At 64.6% G+C, this 16,195-nt stretch carries 16 protein-coding genes; 10 read left to right on the forward strand and 6 right to left on the reverse strand.

Going from position 1 to position 16,195, the window contains the following annotated elements; all coding sequences use genetic code 11:
- Window positions 1–7 precede the first annotated feature (7 nt).
- The 4 genes from ispG to IVA98_RS10975 all read left to right on the forward strand — a co-directional run bounded on the left by ispG (window position 8) and on the right by IVA98_RS10975 (window position 4,650).
- Window positions 8–1,291 carry a flavodoxin-dependent (E)-4-hydroxy-3-methylbut-2-enyl-diphosphate synthase gene (ispG, locus tag IVA98_RS10960; protein WP_247335631.1) on the forward strand — a complete coding sequence of 428 codons (1,284 nt, stop codon included), beginning with the start codon at window positions 8–10 and terminating at the stop codon, window positions 1,289–1,291.
- Window positions 1,292–1,438: 147 nt separating this feature from the next.
- Window positions 1,439–2,335 carry a TauD/TfdA dioxygenase family protein gene (locus tag IVA98_RS10965; protein WP_247303678.1) on the forward strand — a complete coding sequence of 299 codons (897 nt, stop codon included), beginning with the start codon at window positions 1,439–1,441 and terminating at the stop codon, window positions 2,333–2,335.
- A gap of 161 nt (window positions 2,336–2,496) precedes the next feature.
- Complete coding sequence (locus IVA98_RS10970) at window positions 2,497–3,834, forward strand: Rieske 2Fe-2S domain-containing protein (RefSeq protein WP_247354843.1); 1,338 nt, start codon at window positions 2,497–2,499, stop codon at window positions 3,832–3,834.
- Between the two features lie 3 nt (window positions 3,835–3,837).
- Window positions 3,838–4,650, forward strand: a complete 813-nt coding sequence (locus IVA98_RS10975) for an N-acetylmuramoyl-L-alanine amidase (protein WP_247335633.1) — start codon at window positions 3,838–3,840, stop codon at window positions 4,648–4,650.
- Between the two features lie 110 nt (window positions 4,651–4,760).
- On the opposite strand, the gene IVA98_RS10980 is transcribed toward IVA98_RS10975, so the two are convergent.
- From IVA98_RS10980 to IVA98_RS10990, 3 genes are all read right to left on the reverse strand, one after another.
- Entirely contained in the window at window positions 4,761–6,368 is a 1,608-nt protein-coding gene (locus IVA98_RS10980; RefSeq protein WP_247303675.1) for a Na+/H+ antiporter, read from the reverse strand.
- A gap of 48 nt (window positions 6,369–6,416) precedes the next feature.
- A complete protein-coding gene (bla, locus tag IVA98_RS10985) occupies window positions 6,417–7,274 on the reverse strand; it encodes a class A beta-lactamase (protein ID WP_247354845.1) in 858 nt (285 codons plus the stop codon).
- Window positions 7,275–7,429: 155 nt separating this feature from the next.
- The gene (locus tag IVA98_RS10990; RefSeq protein WP_247303672.1) at window positions 7,430–7,804 is read right to left on the reverse strand and encodes a nuclear transport factor 2 family protein; all 375 of its coding nucleotides are present in this window, start codon (window positions 7,802–7,804) and stop codon (window positions 7,430–7,432) included.
- 94 nt (window positions 7,805–7,898) lie between these two features.
- On the opposite strand from IVA98_RS10990, the gene IVA98_RS10995 reads away from it, so the two are divergent.
- Together IVA98_RS10995 and IVA98_RS11000 are read left to right on the forward strand one after the other, a co-directional pair.
- Complete coding sequence (locus IVA98_RS10995; protein ID WP_247303954.1) at window positions 7,899–8,327, forward strand: GFA family protein; 429 nt, start codon at window positions 7,899–7,901, stop codon at window positions 8,325–8,327.
- Window positions 8,328–8,504: 177 nt separating this feature from the next.
- Window positions 8,505–10,325, forward strand: coding sequence for a caspase family protein (locus IVA98_RS11000; RefSeq protein WP_247303670.1), 1,821 nt, complete (start codon window positions 8,505–8,507; stop codon window positions 10,323–10,325).
- A 57-nt stretch (window positions 10,326–10,382) separates the two neighbouring features.
- Here the strand turns inward: IVA98_RS11000 and IVA98_RS11005 are convergent, their stop codons facing one another.
- Both IVA98_RS11005 and IVA98_RS11010 read right to left on the reverse strand, forming a co-directional pair.
- The gene (locus IVA98_RS11005; protein WP_247303668.1) at window positions 10,383–11,075 is read right to left on the reverse strand and encodes a DUF1345 domain-containing protein; all 693 of its coding nucleotides are present in this window, start codon (window positions 11,073–11,075) and stop codon (window positions 10,383–10,385) included.
- 9 nt (window positions 11,076–11,084) lie between these two features.
- Window positions 11,085–12,008, reverse strand: a complete 924-nt coding sequence (locus IVA98_RS11010) for a polyprenyl synthetase family protein (RefSeq protein ID WP_247303666.1) — start codon at window positions 12,006–12,008, stop codon at window positions 11,085–11,087.
- A gap of 161 nt (window positions 12,009–12,169) precedes the next feature.
- Here IVA98_RS11010 and mtgA point away from each other — a divergent pair, with 161 nt between their 5' ends.
- The 3 genes from mtgA to IVA98_RS11025 all read left to right on the forward strand — a co-directional run bounded on the left by mtgA (window position 12,170) and on the right by IVA98_RS11025 (window position 13,991).
- Window positions 12,170–12,844 (forward strand): monofunctional biosynthetic peptidoglycan transglycosylase, encoded by a 675-nt coding sequence (mtgA, locus tag IVA98_RS11015; protein WP_247303664.1) that lies wholly within the window; start codon window positions 12,170–12,172, stop codon window positions 12,842–12,844.
- A 170-nt stretch (window positions 12,845–13,014) separates the two neighbouring features.
- The gene (rpmF, locus tag IVA98_RS11020; RefSeq protein WP_007598106.1) at window positions 13,015–13,197 is read left to right on the forward strand and encodes a 50S ribosomal protein L32; all 183 of its coding nucleotides are present in this window, start codon (window positions 13,015–13,017) and stop codon (window positions 13,195–13,197) included.
- Between the two features lie 140 nt (window positions 13,198–13,337).
- Window positions 13,338–13,991 carry a hypothetical protein gene (locus tag IVA98_RS11025; protein ID WP_247303953.1) on the forward strand — a complete coding sequence of 218 codons (654 nt, stop codon included), beginning with the start codon at window positions 13,338–13,340 and terminating at the stop codon, window positions 13,989–13,991.
- Here IVA98_RS11025 and IVA98_RS11030 read toward each other — a convergent pair whose 3' ends face one another.
- Window positions 13,992–14,252 carry a hypothetical protein gene (locus IVA98_RS11030; RefSeq protein WP_247282053.1) on the reverse strand — a complete coding sequence of 87 codons (261 nt, stop codon included), beginning with the start codon at window positions 14,250–14,252 and terminating at the stop codon, window positions 13,992–13,994.
- A 222-nt stretch (window positions 14,253–14,474) separates the two neighbouring features.
- Here IVA98_RS11030 and IVA98_RS11035 point away from each other — a divergent pair, with 222 nt between their 5' ends.
- Window positions 14,475–16,169: a bifunctional diguanylate cyclase/phosphodiesterase gene (locus IVA98_RS11035; RefSeq protein WP_247303662.1), complete on the forward strand. Its 1,695-nt coding sequence runs from the start codon at window positions 14,475–14,477 to the stop codon at window positions 16,167–16,169.
- Window positions 16,170–16,195: the final 26 nt, after the last annotated feature.

Here is a 16,195-nt window from a genome sequence, read left to right on the forward strand (position 1 = left end):
GGACCCCATGAACAAGCTCGAAAACCCTCTCGATTCCGACATCGCGGGCCCCGCGCCCCGGCACCAAACCACCCAGGTCAAAGTCGGCGACGTCTCGGTGGGCGGCGGTGCGCCGATCGTCGTGCAGTCGATGACCAACACCGACACCGCCGACATCGACGGCACCATTGCCCAGGTCGCAGCGCTCGCGCGCGCCGGCTCAGAAATGGTCCGCATCACCGTGGACCGCGAGGAGGCTGCCGCCGCCGTTCCGCACATCCGCGACGGCCTGCTCAAGCGCGGCATTACCACGCCCTTGATCGGCGACTTCCACTATATCGGTCACAAGCTGCTCGCGGCTTATCCGGCCTGCGCCGAGGCGCTCGCCAAATACCGCATCAATCCCGGCAATGTCGGCTTCAAGGACAAGCGCGACACCCAGTTCGCCGACATCATCGAGATCGCCAACAAGAACAACAAGCCGGTGCGCATCGGCGCCAATTGGGGCTCGCTGGACCAGGAACTGCTGACCAGGCTGATGGACGAGAACGCGGCTTCGGCCAATCCGCGCGACGTGCGCGCGGTGACGCGCGAGGCCATGGTGCAGTCGGCGCTGTTGTCGGCCGCGCGCGCCGAAGAGCTCGGCATGCCGAAGAACCGCATCATCCTGTCCGCCAAGGTCTCGGCGGTGCAGGATCTCATCGCGGTCTACCAGGATCTCGCCAGACGTTCCGACTATGCCATCCATCTCGGGCTGACCGAAGCCGGCATGGGCTCGAAGGGCATCGTGGCGTCCTCAGCCGCGCTCGGCATTCTCTTGCAGCAGGGCATCGGCGACACCATCCGCATCTCGCTGACGCCGGAGCCCGGCGGCGACCGCACCCGTGAGGTGCAGGTCGGCCAGGAGCTGCTCCAGACCATGGGCTTCCGCACCTTTGTGCCGCTGGTTGCGGCCTGCCCCGGCTGCGGCCGCACAACCTCGACCACGTTCCAGGAGCTGGCCCGCTCGATCCAGGATTTCATTCGGGACGAGATGCCGACCTGGAAGACGAAATATCCCGGCGTGGAAGAGCTCAACGTCGCGGTGATGGGCTGCATCGTCAACGGCCCCGGCGAGTCCAAGCACGCCAATATCGGCATCTCGCTGCCCGGCACCGGCGAGGCCCCGGCCGCGCCCGTGTTCGTCGACGGCAAGAAGTTCCGCACGTTGCGCGGCCCGACGATCTCCGCCGACTTCAAGGCGCTGGTGATCGACTATATCGAGCAGCGCTACGGCCAAGGCGCCAAGGTGCCGGTGACAGCGGCGGAGTAGTTTTACTCCGCTGTTTGCTTGCGGCGCGCGTGTAGCCCGGATGGAGCATTGCGAAATCCGGGGTTTTACGCAGGCTGATCGTTCCCGGATTGCGCTGCGCTCCATCCGGGCTACCATGCTCCCAATCAAACGATCGGGAGACACGCCATGAGCTCACTCGCCGGCAAGCAGGGTCCGCGCTATCGCCACACCGCCGAAGACGGCGCTCCCTACGAGACCATCGCGGTTGAAAAGCTCACCCCGATCATCGGCGCGGAAATCTCCGGCGTCGACATCGGCAGGCTCGTCGAGGGCGACACCCGCTCCAACCGGCAGATGGATGAGATCCATCGGGCGCTCGCCGAAAACCTCGTGATCTTCTTTCGCGATCAGCACATCACGCCAAAACAGCATCTCGCCTTCGGCCGCAAGTTCGGCGAGCTGCATTTTCATCCCGCCGCGCCGCATGAGGATGAAGACCCGGCACTGATGAAGATCTACGCCGACAAGAACTCGCCACGGGCCAATGGCGAGGGTTGGCATTCGGATGTGTCCTGCGATCTCGAGCCGCCGATGGGCTCGATCCTCTACATCAAGCAATGTCCGCCGCGCGGGGGCGACACGCTGTTCGCCAACATGTATGCAGCTTATGAGGCGCTGTCGGATCGCATGAAGACCTATCTCGACGGGCTCACTGCGCTGCATGACGGCGAGCCGATTTATCGTGGACTCTACGCCAATTACGGCGTCGCGGACCGCCCCTCTTATCCGCACGCGGAGCATCCCGTGGTGCGAACGCATCCGGTCACCAGCAAGAAGGCGCTCTATGTCAACCGCGGCTTCACCCGCCACATCAACGGCATCCCGCGCGACGAGAGCGACGCTATGCTCGCCTACCTCTATCAGCACGCCGAGAATCCGCTGTTCCAGTGCCGCTTCCGCTGGACCGAGAACGCCATCGCCTTTTGGGACAACCGCTGCACCCAGCACCGCGCGATGTGGGATTACTGGCCGCATACGCGCTCGGGGACGCGGGTGACGGTGAAGGGTGAGCGGCCGGTTTAAACTGGCGTAGGGCGGATTAGCGAAGCGTAATCCGCCAACTCCACGGCGGTGACACAGAGGTGGGTTACGCTGCGCTAACCCACCCTACGAAGCTGTTCTTGCGTTGACGTCCTTCCACTCCCGCGCCAATCTTCCCAAAAAACAAATCGGGAGGACTTTCCATGCTCCGCGCCGAGGACAACAAGTTCCTGACCGAGTCGGGCCCGGGGACAGGCATGGGCGAGCTGCTGCGCCGCTTCTGGATTCCTGTCCTGCTCTCGGAAGAATTGCCCGAACCCGAAGGCGAGCCGAAGAAGATCATCGTGCTGGGAGAGGAGCTGCTCGCCTTTCGCGACTCACGCGGCGTCGTCGGTCTCATCGACCAATATTGCCCGCATCGCGGCGCCAATCTCTGGCTCGGGCGCAATGAGGAATGCGGCATCCGCTGCGTCTATCACGGCTGGAAATTCGACACCGACGGACGTTGCGTCGACATGCCGACCTCCTATCCCGATCTCAATGCCAAGGATCTCATCCGCATCAAATCCTATCCGGTCCGCGAATGGGGCGAGATGATCTGGGCCTATATGGGCCCGGCCGAAGCGATGCCCGAGCTGCCCGATCTCGAGATGGCGCTGCTGCCGGCCTCGCATCGCTATGTCAGCAGGAAGTGGCAGGATTGCAACTGGGTGCAGGCGCTCGAAGGCTCGATCGACACCGCGCATTTCACCTTCGCCCATCTCTCCTTCGACAAGGAAGAGAACGAGATTCTGGATATCAAGAAGCATTTTGTGAATCCGCTCACCCGCGTGAACACGGACCATATGCGCTGGATCGCCGAGGATCCGCGCCCAGTCATCAAAGTCAGCCCCCACGAGGCGGGGCTGACCATCGCCGGTGGCCGGCTGACCGGCGGCGACAACATCTACTGGCGCATCGCGCAATTCCTGATGCCATTCCACGCCTATGCGCCGAGCGCGATGCCGGGCGAGAATATCTTTGGCCAGACTTTCGTGCCTGTGACCGACACCAATTGCTGGATCTACACCTATGCCTGGAATCCGGAGCGTCCGTTGACGCAAGCCGAGTGCGACGCTTTTGATCGCGGCAATGGCGTGATCGCGGAGGTCGACGACAATTACGTGCCGCTCCGCCACAAGGGCAATGACTATTTGATCGACCGCAAGTTCCAGAAGACCAGGAGCTACACCGGCATCAAGGGCGTCTCCGAGCAGGACGCTGCCGTGCAGGACAGCCAGGGGCCGATCGCCGACCGCACCCGCGAGCATCTCGGCCCGACCGATCTCGGCATCATGCATTTCCGCAAAACCGTCATGGATCTGGCGCGGGCGCTCCAGCACGGCGAGCCGCCGCCGCAGGCGGCGCACCAGGATCGCTACGCGGTGCGCTCCGGCGCCTGCGTCACCAGCAAGACCAAGGACCTGCCCGCGGTGATGCTGGAACGTTTCGGTGATGTCGCGGGCTTCGTTGGCCGCCCGCGGATCGCGGCAGCGGAGTAGAGCTTGGGGCAGTCGCGCAGCATCATCGCCGGGCTCATCGCATCGATCCTGCTGTCGCCGCTCGCGCTTGTCGACGTCGGCGAGGCTGCTGCTACGCGAAAGATCGCGAGACCCAGGCCGAAGCTGTCGCCGGCCGCCAAATGCGAGATGGCGAAATTCCGCATCGTCGTGGATGTCGGGCACACCCCGGACGCCTACGGCGCGTTGAGCGCGCGCAATGATCCGGAGTTCGGCTTCAACTTGCGTCTCGCAAGTCTCATCACCGCAAGACTCAAATCCGAAGGCTTTGCCGCAACCCGCCTGCTCGTCACGAACGGTAAGGCGAGAGCGAGCCTGTTCAAGCGCGTCAGTGCCGCGAATGACGGCCGGGCCGATCTGTTCCTGTCGGTCCATCACGATTCGGTGCCGGACAAGCTGCTCGAGACCTGGGAATTCGACGGCGCAAACAGCTATTTCAGCGATCGCTTTTCGGGCCATTCGCTGTTCGTATCGCACCAGAATCCGCACTTCGCCACCAGCCTGTTGCTGGCACGGATGATCGGCAGGCAGCTGAAAGAGCAAGGTCTGCACTATGCGAGGCAATACACGCTTCCGGTGATGGGCCGCTATCGGCGCCAGCTGCTCGACAAGGACGTCGGCGTCTACCGCTATGACGGGCTCGTCGTGCTCTCGCGGACGAGAAGCGCCGCGGTGCTGCTCGAGGCGGGCTCGATCATCAACCGCGACGAGGAGATGGAGATGAATTCGTCGGAGCGGCAGGACGCGGTCGCGGGGGCCGTTGCGGTCGCGATGAGGGAGTTCTGTGAGAGGCGATAGACTGCCTGGTCGTTCAAACAGCTGTTATTGCCAGCGCAGCGAGGCAGTCCAGGCTGCCGCGGTGGACAGATTCTGGATTGCTTCGGTGCGCTCGCAATGACGGCGGGAAGCTACAGCGGCGCGCCCCGATACTCCCTGTTGGCCAGGCTCGCCTCCTCCAGGTCAAGATCCCGCTCGATCCTTCGCCTTGTCTCGTCGGTGATCTGGCCGTCGCGCAGCAGGTCGTGGATGAATTTGCGCTCGGCGACGATCAGCTCCCGGGTCAATGCGATGCCGGCGGCGGAGACGTCGTGGTGCGTAGGATCGAGCAAATCCGGAAGCTGGCTGGTGCGGATCTCGTGGCGAGCACGCAGGAGCCGCATCACCTCGTCGGATACCTCCTTCTCCGCGGTCAGCGCGTCGAGCGATTTCAGTGCTGCCTCGAGAGCCTGACGACGCGCGGCGATCTCGGCCTCATGCTCGCTGACATGCTCGTTGCGGCCAGCCTCGGCGACGCCGAGCCAGCGCACCACCGGCGGCAGCGTCAGGCCGACACCGATCAGGGTGATGAAGATGACGCCGAAAGCGACGAACAGGATCAGGTCGCGATATGGGAACGCCTCGCCACTCGGCAGGGAGAACGGCAGCGCCAGCGCAGCCGCCAGCGACACCGCGCCGCGGACGCCGGTGAAGGCGAGCGTAAATACCCATTGCCACGGCGGCGACGGATCGCGCTCGCGCAGCGATTTGCTGAACATCCGCGGCAGATAGGTCGCGGGATAGAGCCAGGCGAAGCGCGCAATGACGACGATCACCAGGACCACGGCGGTCGCGATCACGATGTCGTCGAGCGGAAAGGCCTTCGACTTCTCGTACAGCGCGCGCATCTGAAAGCCGGTGAGCAGGAACAAGAGGCCTTCGATCAAATAGATCACGAGGTCCCAGAAGAAGATGCCCTGCAGGCGCGTCGCGGAAGAAATCAGCAGCGGGCCGTTCCAGCTCACATAAAGGCCGCAGGCGACCGTCGCGATCACCCCGGAGCCGCCAACATGCTCGGGCAGCCAATAGGAGACGTAAGGCGTGATCAGCGACAGCGTGAGCTCGACCTGCGGATCCCCCGACCATTTGCGGAGACGCAGGGAAAGCCATCCCACGCCGATGCCGAAGGCGATCTCGCCGGCGATGATGAGGAGGAATTCGCCGGCCGCCAGTGGCAGCGAGAAATGGCCGACCATGATTGCCGCGAGCGCAAAGCGGTAGAGGATCAGCGCGGTGGCGTCGTTGGCGAGCCCTTCGCCCTCGAGCACGACCAGGATTCGCCGCGGCATGTGCAGCCGGCGTGCGATGGCGAGCGGCGCCACCACGTCGGGCGGCGCGACGATGGCCCCCAACAGGAAGGCAACGGTCCAGGGCAGGCCGATCATGTAATGCGTGGCGGCCGCCACCATTGCCGCAGTGAAAATCACCGCGCCGACCGCGAGCAGCACGATCGGGCGCAAATTCTTCCTGAACTCGCGCCAGCTCATGGCGACGCTTGCCGAGTAGATCAGCGGTGGCAGCACCATCAGCAGCACCAGCTCCGGCGGCAATTCCACTGACGGCATGCCCGGCACGAAGGCGAGGCCGACGCCGGCCAGCATCAGCAGGATGGCAGGGGCGACGTTGAAGCGGCGCGCGGTCAGCGCCACGCCTGCCAGCACGGCCAGCAGGATGAGAAAGGTCTGAAACTTCGCTTCCATGATGGCCTGTCTTGACCCGGAAGCGGCCGCAACGTCAATGCGCGCGGCTCACGCCAGCCGCTCCGCCACCATCCGGCCGATCCGCGCGAAAGCCGCCGCAATCTGTGCGGCAGTCGGCGTGCCGCCTTGGACGTAGGCCGTAAGCAGGATCGGCGTGTCGGCCTTCGGCCAAGCCACCGCGATGTCGCCCGCTGCGTCCTTGCCATTGTAGCCGGTCTTGTCGCCGATCTTCCAGCCTGCGGGCAGGCCACCGCGCAGCCGGTTCGCACCGGTCTTGCAGTTCACCATCCATTCGATGAGCTGCGCGCGCGAGGCCGGCAACAATGCTCCGCCCAGCATCAGGCGGCGCAGGTTCCCGGCCATCGCCGCCGGCGTCGTCGTGTCCTGGGGATCGCCCGGCTGGGAGCGGTTGAGCTCGGGCTCGTTGTGGTCGAGCCGCGAGGTGGTATCGCCGATCGATCGCCAGAACGCGGTGAGCGCGGTCGGACCGCCGATCCGCGCCAGCAGCAGATTGGCGCAGGTGTTGTCGCTGAGCTCGACGATCGCCTTGCATATCTCGGTGACCGACATTGCGCCGGCCGCCAGATTTTGCTTCGCGACCGGCGCGTATTCCAAGAGGTCGTCCTGGCCGTAGGGAATCATGGCGGCAAGCTGTTCCTCGCCGCGGTCGACCCGCGCCAGCACACAGGCCGCGAGCGAGGCCTTGAATGTCGAGCACATGACGAACCGCTCGTCGGCGCGCCAAGCGAGTTTGGCGCCGGTCGCGAGATTTTCCGCATACACGCCAATCCGCCCGCCGCTCTCGCGTTCGTATGTTTCGAGTTCAGGCAGCGCATCCGCGGCCAGCGTAGGAGATGCGGCCATCCAGCACAGCGAGGCAAGCAGGGAGCGGCGATCGAGCAGCATGGGGGACTTTCGCGCGAATGAAGATGGGGGATGCGGCGCACTCTATCCGCATTGTCGTTGCGAGCGGAGCGATTCTGGATTGCCTCGCTTCACTCGCAATGACGGAGAATGGGAGGCGAGCGCGCCCGATTTCGGGCAGCGGAAGGTGAGCCCCCTCACTCTCTCAGGTCGTATCGATAAGATTTCGACACAATCTGCCAACCGTCGGCGAGCTTCATCGCCACTAGGTAGTCGGTGAAATAGCGCGGCGGCAGCTGGCATCTGACCTTGACGAAGGCGGTCTTGTCGTCAGAACGGTCGATGGTGACGATGAAATCCTCTCGCGGCTTGCCTTCGGCCTTGCCGGAGGGACGCTTGCACACGCGGTCGAGCCAGTCCGGCACGGTCAGCACCTGCAATTCGCCCTTCTCGACCCAGCGCAGGTCGGCGGAGGGATGGAAAATGGCGCCGAGCTTTTCGGCGTCGCCCTCATAGAGTCCGTCAAAATAGGATTGCACGACGGCTTCGAGACTTGAACGATTTGGGCTCATGGGTCATCCCTTGGAATAATGACTTGAGGCGAGTTTAGTCGTACACATCAAAATGCGCTATGGATGTTCAGACGGTTTGCGCAAGGACATCATGATGACCGGATCAGAGATTTCGAACGCTCGTATCCTGATCGGCGAATGCTATTGCCGTGCAGTGCGCTTCGAGGTGGCCGACGAATTCTCCTATGCGATGAACTGCCATTGCTCGAACTGCCGCCGCACCACCGGCTCCGCCTTCAAACCCTTCGCCGGTATCGTGCGACACAAGCTCCGCATCGTCAGGGGCGGCGACCAGCGGACGGTTTTCGGCGATGATATCACCCACGATGTGCACTGCGCCCGTTGTGGCTCGTTGCTCTATTCCCACGTGCGTGAGGGGAAATGGGCCCACGTCGCTATGGGAGCTCTGATCGACGCCCCTTCGATCCGGCCTAGCGCCCATATTTTCGTGGGCTCGAAAGCACCCTGGCACGAGATCACGGATGACCTGCCGCAATATCGGGAGCATATCGGGGTTGACTGAGGGAACCCGGCCCGATTTGCTTCCTGGCGAACCACGGCCGCGCTGGCGCGACAAACAAAAGGGGTGTTTCGTCCCGTTGCGGGCGCCGCCTTCGTGACCTCCATCACAAGCGCCGGTGGCGGATCCTGCTAAAGCGGTCCCAAAGGGCCCAGCGGCCCGAATTTCGGAAGTCGTGTCATGCGCAATTTGCTCAGACTTTGTCCGCTTCTCCTTGCCCTCGCGCTGCTGTTCGGCACTGAACCGGCTTTCGCCGGCAAGCGCGTTGCGCTGGTGCTCGCCAATTCGGCCTATCAGCATGCGCCGTTGCTGGCCAACCCCGTCAATGACGGTTCGGTGATGGCCAAGACGCTGAAGGAGGCCGGCTTCGACATCGTCGATTCCCGGCACGATTTGTCGGCGCTGGATACGCGGCGGGTGCTCCGCGACTTCGCGGATGCGACCCGCGATGCCGATATCGCCGTGGTCTATTATGCCGGTCATGGCATCGAGGTCGAGGGGTCGAACTATCTGATCCCGGTCGACGCCAGGCTCGAGCGCGACACCGACGTGTACGACGAGGCGCTCTCGCTCGACCGGGTCCTGGTTGCGGTCGAGCCCGCCAAGCAGCTCCGCCTGGTGATCCTGGATGCCTGCCGCGACAATCCGTTCGGCAAGAGGATGAAGCGCACAATCGCTTCGCGCGGCATCGGCCGCGGCCTCGCCCAGGTCGAGCCGACCAGTCCCAACACGTTGATTGCCTATTCGGCCAAAGCCGGCTTCACGGCGCAGGACGGCGACGGCGCCAACAGCCCGTTCACGGTCGCGCTGTCCAAGCATCTGGCGACGCCGGGCCTCGACGTCCGCCGCGCCTTCGGATTCGTGCGCGACGACGTGCTCAAGTCGACTGGCAACAAGCAGGAGCCGTTCGTCTATGGCTCGCTTGGCGGCGAGGATGTTCCACTGGTGCCGGTGAAGATGACGGCGGCGGCTCCGGCGGCACCTATGGCGAACCCGCAGGCCGATATCCGCCGCGATTACGAGCTCGCGCTCCAGCTCGGCAACAGGGCGGCGTGGGATGCCTTCCTCGCCCAGCATCCCGACGGTTTCTATGCGAGCTTGGCCAAGCTCCAGCTCGAGAAGATCGGTGCCGAGCAGGCCCATGCGGCGGCGATCGCGAAGGCGAAACAGGCCGAGGCCGAGCGCGACCGCCTCGCCGCCGTTGGTGCGCAGAAGGATGCGCAGGCCAAAGCCGCAGCCGATGCGAAAGCCGCCGAACAGGCGCAGCTTGCCGCCCAGAAAGCGAAGGAGCAGGCGCAGCAGCAGGCAGCCGTGGCCGAGCAGCAGCGCGTCAACCTCGCCGCTGCGGCACCCGGCGGTGCGCCGGCCAGCACGGCCGGTTCGGCCGGCACCAACGTCGCTTCGCTGACCCCCGCGACCGCACCGGCTGATCTCACTCGCACGGTGCAGACCGAGCTCGGTCGCGTCGGCTGCTTCTCCGGACAGGCCGACGGCAATTGGACTACGTCTTCGCAGCGCTCCCTATCGCAGTTCAACCGTTATGCCGGCACCAAGCTCGACGTGAAGGTCGCGAGCACCGATGCGCTCGATGCGGTCAAGTCGAAACCGTCGCGCGTCTGCCCGCTGGTCTGTGAGCACGGCTTCAAGGCCGACGGCGACAAGTGCACCAAGATCGTCTGTCGTGACGGGTATGCGGTCAACGACGACAATGAGTGCGAGAAGAAGCGTGCCGCCAAGCCGGCCAAGCCTGCGATTGCGAAGCGCGACGACGGTGATGAACGTCCTGCACGGCAGCGTCGCCAGTCCGCCGGCGCTGGCGCAGCGGACGGTTACGGTGCTGCCGCCGGCATTGCTGCTGCCGCTGGCGCCAGTCGCGCTAAGGGTGGCGGGCAGGTCTTCTGCAATAGCGGTGGCTGCCGTCCGGTCCATCGCGGCTGCCATCTCGAATATCGCGGCGGAGGCGGCCCCGGCAATGACGCCAATGCCGAGGTCTGTTACTAGGATCGCGGTGTTCAAGAATCGCCATGGCGAAAGCCAGGACGATTCTTGGGAGTGAGTTCAGGTCGCAATAGCGCTTGCCGCGATGTTCACCGTCAGCGCCAGCAACGCCGTGTTGTAGATGAACGACACGATGCCGTGCGCCGTCGCCGTGCGGCGGATGGTCTTGTCGGTGATGCCGACGTCGGAGACCTGCGCGGTCATGCCGATCACGAACGAGAAATAGACGAAATCCCAGTAATCGGCATGGTCTTCCTTGTCGCCGCTCGGAAACTGAAGGCCTCCTGCCGTACCGTGCCGATAATAATCGTGCGCGTAATGCAGCGCGAAGGTCGTGTGCACGGCAGCCCATGACAGTGCGATTGTGGTGATCGCGATCGTCAGCTCCATGACGCCGCGATGCGACGTGCCGAGCTCGGCAACGATCGCCGCGATGCTAGCGAAGGCGCCGGTCGCCGTCACCAGCAGAATGACGAAGCGGCCGTCGTCCTGCATCGCAGCGGCGCGACGAATGTGCTGGTGGTCATTGCACAGCATCATCGCATAGACCAGCACGAGGTAGACCGCGATCAGCGCGTCCCAGCCGAGCAAGAGCCGCGTCACCAGCCGGTGCGTGCCCGGCAGCAGCAGGCAGACGAGGATGCCGACAGCGAGCGCAACAAACGTTCGCGGCCGTGCATAAAGCAACCGCATCGGCCGCGACATCTGGCGGAAGCGGGCGAGGACGGGATCCTCTTTGCCGCCGGCGGCCATCGACGCGCGTCAGTTCTTCCGTTCGGCGACGAATCGCGCCGCGGCTTGCAGCACGGCAGCGCGGTCGCCGAAGATCGACACGGCGCTGTCGGCTCGCGCGAGCAGGTCGCGCACGCGCTGCTTGGCGCCTTCGATGCCGAGCTGGGTGACGAAGGTGGTCTTGCCAAGCGCGGCGTCCTGGCCCGAGGGCTTGCCGAGCGCTGCCGCATCGCCCTCGACGTCGAGCAGATCGTCGGCGATCTGGAAGGCTTCGCCGAGCGCACGGCCGTAATCGTCGAGCGCCTGATATTCCGCACTCGAGGCCTGGCCGAGGATCGCGCCGGCGATGCAGCCATAGCGCAGAAGCGCGCCCGTCTTCATCTGCTGCAAGCGCGCGACATCGACGGGCTCGCGGTCGCCGAAGCGGCCTTCGCCGGCGAGGTCGAGGATCTGGCCACCGACCATGCCGCCAATGCCGGCGCAGCGCGCCAGCGCCCGTGTCAGCAGCAGCCGCACATTGGCGTCGCGATGGATCTCGTCGCGGGTGATGATGTCGAAGGCGAGCGTCAACAGGCCGTCGCCGGCGAGGATCGCGGTGGCGTCATCGGTCTTCTTGTGCAGGGTGGGGCGGCCACGGCGCAGGTCCGAATTGTCCATCGCCGGCAGGTCGTCATGAATCAGCGAGTAGCAGTGGATGCATTCGAGCGCCGCGCCCGCGAGCAGCGCGGCTTCGCGCGGCACGCCGAACACGGCGGCGCTTTCGACCACCAGGAACGGCCGCAGACGCTTGCCGCCATTGAGGCTCGAATAGCGCATTGCGTCCATCAGTCGCTTGGGGCGAGCGATCTCATCGGGCAGGATGTCGTCCGACAACAGGTGCCTGAGCAGGGCTTCAGTGTCATCAGCGGTCTTGTCCAGACGTTTGGCGAAATCGGACGGGGACGTGCCGGTCATCAAGAAAGGCTCCAGAACAAAAATTCGGCGGGACAATCCTTTATGAGTCGGCCCCAGTCAATCGTTTGGAAGGCCTAAAAACTGCTGGAAAAGGCCCGAATTATCACAGACTTAATGGTCTAGCGCGTGGCCGCGTTTCATTTTGCGCCGGAAAGGTCGATTTGCGCATCGTCAAGATACTGCTGGTCGTGCTCGCGGTCGTGGCTCTCGCGCCCTATGTGATCGCGCCGTTTTACCGGACCGGCCATCCGGTTTCCACGCTGATAGCCTGGCGTTCGCTTCGGGGCGCGCCGATGCAGCGCCAATGGATCGATCTGGCGGCGATGTCGCCGTATCTGCCGCGGTCGGTGGTGGCCGCCGAGGACGCGCATTTCTGCAAGCATCACGGCATCGACTGGGGGGCGCTGCGCGAGGCGATCGATGACGCTCAGGAGGACGGTACGGCGTTCCGGGGCGCCTCCACCATCACCCAGCAGGTCGCAAAAAACCTGTTCCTCTGGCAGGGGCGGGACTTCGTCCGCAAGGCGCTGGAATTCCCCCTGGCGCTGTGGATCGACCTCGTCCTGCCCAAGCAGCGAATCCTGGAGATCTACCTCAACATCGCAGAACTCGGCCCGCAGGGGCAGTTTGGGGTCGAGGCGGCCAGCCTCTATGCCTTCGGCAAGTCGGCCGCCAGCCTCTCCTCTCGGGAAGCCGCCCTTCTGGCCTCGATCCTGCCCAATCCGGTCAAACGCAGTGCGCGGAGCCCCGGACCGGGTGTGAGGCGGCTGGCAGCAACCTATATGGCGCGGGGGCAGGCGAGCTCGCTTGCGACCTGCTGGCACGAAAATCGCTGATTCCGGGCCCATTCCGGGCGTATTTTCCGGTCCAAGAGCCTAGCTTTACCGCCAGCCTTCCTCTATAAGCGCGGCCTTGATCGGCATTCAGCTCGCCTCGTATTGCGGGTGCTGAGCCGTCCTTTCGCGGACGATGCCCTGATGACACCAATCCCTAGAGGATAATTGAAATGGCCGTTCCGAGAAGAAAAACCTCGCCGTCGCGCCGCGGCATGCGCCGCTCGGCCGACGCCATCAAGAAGCCGACCTATGTGGAAGACAAGGACTCCGGCGAGCTCCGTCGTCCGCACCATCTCGACCTCAAGACCGGCATGTACAAGGGTCGCCAGGTCCTGAAGAAGAAAGAATCCTGAGGGCAGGACCTTTCTTCGGGCGGGCCGATTGGCCTGCCTGATTTCGGCCACCCCATGAGATAGACGGGGAGGCGGCGGAGCAAATGCTTCGCCGCTGTATTATCCTGTCCGGATATCTTGATCGAGAAGGCATCTTGCCGATGGTCGGTTTCCCGCTACTTCTGATTCCGCTCGCGGTCTACAACATCATCGCCTTCCTGATGCCAACGGTGTCCTTTACGGACGTGCTGTTCAAGGTGCCGATGGTGTCCGGCGAGACTTGGCCGGTCACGCTTGCCGATCTGCTGCTCGCGCTCGGGGTGGTGCTGCTGCTGCTCGAGGTGGTCAAAGGCGCGCGGCCCGGCTCGAAATTCCTGATGGATCACCTGCTGTCGCTGATCGTGTTCGGCGCGGCCGCCGCCGAATTCGTGATGTGGCCCAAATTCGGCAATTCCACCTATTTCCTGCTTGTGCTGCTCGCGATGGCCGACTTCCTCGGTGGCATCGCCCAGCGCACGCGCCGTCGCGTCAGCTATGTCGCCGAGACGACGATGGCTGCGCCACGCAAGGCCAAGCGCCAGGCCGAAGCGGCGGCGGACGATGTGGCGTCCGAGCGCAAGTTCGAGCCGGTGATCGCGCCGCAGCCGGCACCGGTCGTGCCACCCGCACCGTCGGCGCAATCCGTCGCCGAATCCGTGCTGACGGATCATCCCGCGCCGAAGCCGGTGCAAAGCGCGCCCTCGCCGGAAATCCCCTCGCCGCATCTTCAGCCGGGCAACGGCACGCCGTCCTCGCCGGATACACCGCCGCGCTGATCAAGCCACCTGCCGTGTGCGCGCGCTGACGCTAGGCAGCGGGCGCTTGCTGCCATAGGCCATCTGCGCATCTTCGGACGAGGCGCGGCGCAGCCGGCTCGCCTGGGGCAATTGCTCGGCATTGGCGATCAGCTGGGTGACGAAGCTCGGATCGGGTCGCGGCAGCGGTGCCTTATGGACCCACTGCAACGTCGGCATTAGCGGCACGAGGGCCGTGCCAGTCCCATTGTCCCCTGCGTCCGCTCGATCAGTACTCAACATCGCAATCACCGTTAGTCCGGCGGGATTGTCGCGTTTCGGGACGCTGGCGCCGGTGCGTGCCATGTACTCGCAAGCCCTATGCCGGCCGGGCCGGATTGGTTCCCCGGTGCCGACAAACGTGGTTTCCAAATTGTTTATCAACTTTGCCTAGGGTCGGCGGCGAATCTGGCTCTATCCTGTGCCAGCTCAGGAACTTTTCCACTGTCCCGAAACGAGGCGACTTTGACCCCTGGATTGCCGCAAGCCTCCGACATCCTCGCCGCGCTCGGCCAGGCCGTGTTCGCCTGGGACATCGCCAGCGACGTCATCGTCTGGGGTGAGCAGGTCAGCGCCGTCTTCCCGGGCATTCCCGCCGAGCGGCTCGCCACCGGGGCCGAATTCGCCAAGCTGATCGAGCCTGCGCAATCGCTACGGAGCGCGGCGCTGGCGCAGACCTCTGCCGTGCACGGTGCCGGCGGCACGCCTTATCGGGTCGAGTACGGCGTGCGCATGAGCGCTTCCGATCCCGTGATCTGGGTCGAGGAGACCGGCCGCTGGTTTGCCGGTCCCGACGGCCGCCCCACGCGGGCGATCGGCTCCGTCCGCATCAACAACGAGCGTCATGCCCGCGACGAGGAATTGACGAAACTGGCCCGGCTCGATCCGCTCACCGGCGAGCTCAACCGCTCCCATCTGATCGCCTCACTGGCCGAGGCGATCGAGGAGACGACCCGCTTCCGCTCGACCGCAGCCTTCATGCTCGTCGGCATCGATCATCTCGCCCGCGTCAACGACGCCTTCGGCTTCGACGTTGCCGACGCGGTGATCCTTGACGTCGCCAAGCGCATTCGCGCGCGCTTGCGCGGCGGCGACGTGCTCGGTCGCTTCTCCGGCAACAAGTTCGGCCTGATCCTGAAGAATTGCACCGTCGACGACATGAACGTTGCCGCCGAGCGCTTCCTCGCCGGCATCCGCGACGAGGTGGTGCCGACCAAATCCGGCCCGGTCTCGGTCACCGCGTCGATCGGTGCGGTCAGCGTGCCGCGCTATGCCCGCACCACCGACGAGGCGGTCAACCGCGCCCATGAGACGCTCGATGCCGCAAAGCGACGCCGCGTCGGCTCGTTCGCCGCATGGCGCCCGGATCCCGCGCGCGACGCGCAGCGCCGCGTTAACATCCGCGTCACCGACGAGATCGTCACGGCGCTGAACGAGCGCCGCATCAAGCTCGCCTATGAGCCGGTGGTCTCGGCCTCCTCGCGCGAACGCGCGTTCCACGAGTGCCTGGTGCGGATGGACCAGGGCGACGGCCAGGTGCTGCTCGCACCCGACATCGTGCCGGTCGCCGAACGGCTCGGTCTGATTCGCCTCGTCGATCATCGCGTGCTCGAGCTCGTGGTCGCCGAGCTCGCGGCTGCACCCGACATCTGCCTCAGCCTCAACATCTCGCCTGATACGACCATGGATCCGGACTGGTGGGCGGGCATCGAGTCGCTGATGCTGGCTCATCCCGGCGTCGCCGAACGGCTGATCGTCGAGATCACCGAAACGGTCGCGATTCAGGACATCGATGACGTCCGCGGCTTTGTCACGCGGCTGAAGAATTTCGGCAGCCGCATTGCCATCGACGATTTTGGCGCCGGCTACACCTCGTTCAGGAACCTGCGCAAGCTCGGCGTCGACATCGTCAAGATCGACGGCGCCTTCGTTCAGAACGTCACGCGGTCCGCCGACGATCGCGCCTTCGTGCAGACCCTGATCGACCTCGCCCGCCGCCTCGACATCAAGACGGTCGCCGAATGGGTCCAGGACGAAGAGGCCGCAAGCATGCTGCGCGACTGGGGCTGCGACTACATCCAGGGCCGTCTGATCGGCCTCGCCTCAGCCGAGCGGCCATGGGGCGCACCGCCGGACAATGCGCTGCCTGCGGCTGGGTAGGTGTTTTCGTTTCGTCGCGCGGGGAT

Source organism: Bradyrhizobium sp. 160 (genome assembly GCF_023073735.1).
Classification (GTDB): domain Bacteria; phylum Pseudomonadota; class Alphaproteobacteria; order Rhizobiales; family Xanthobacteraceae; genus Bradyrhizobium.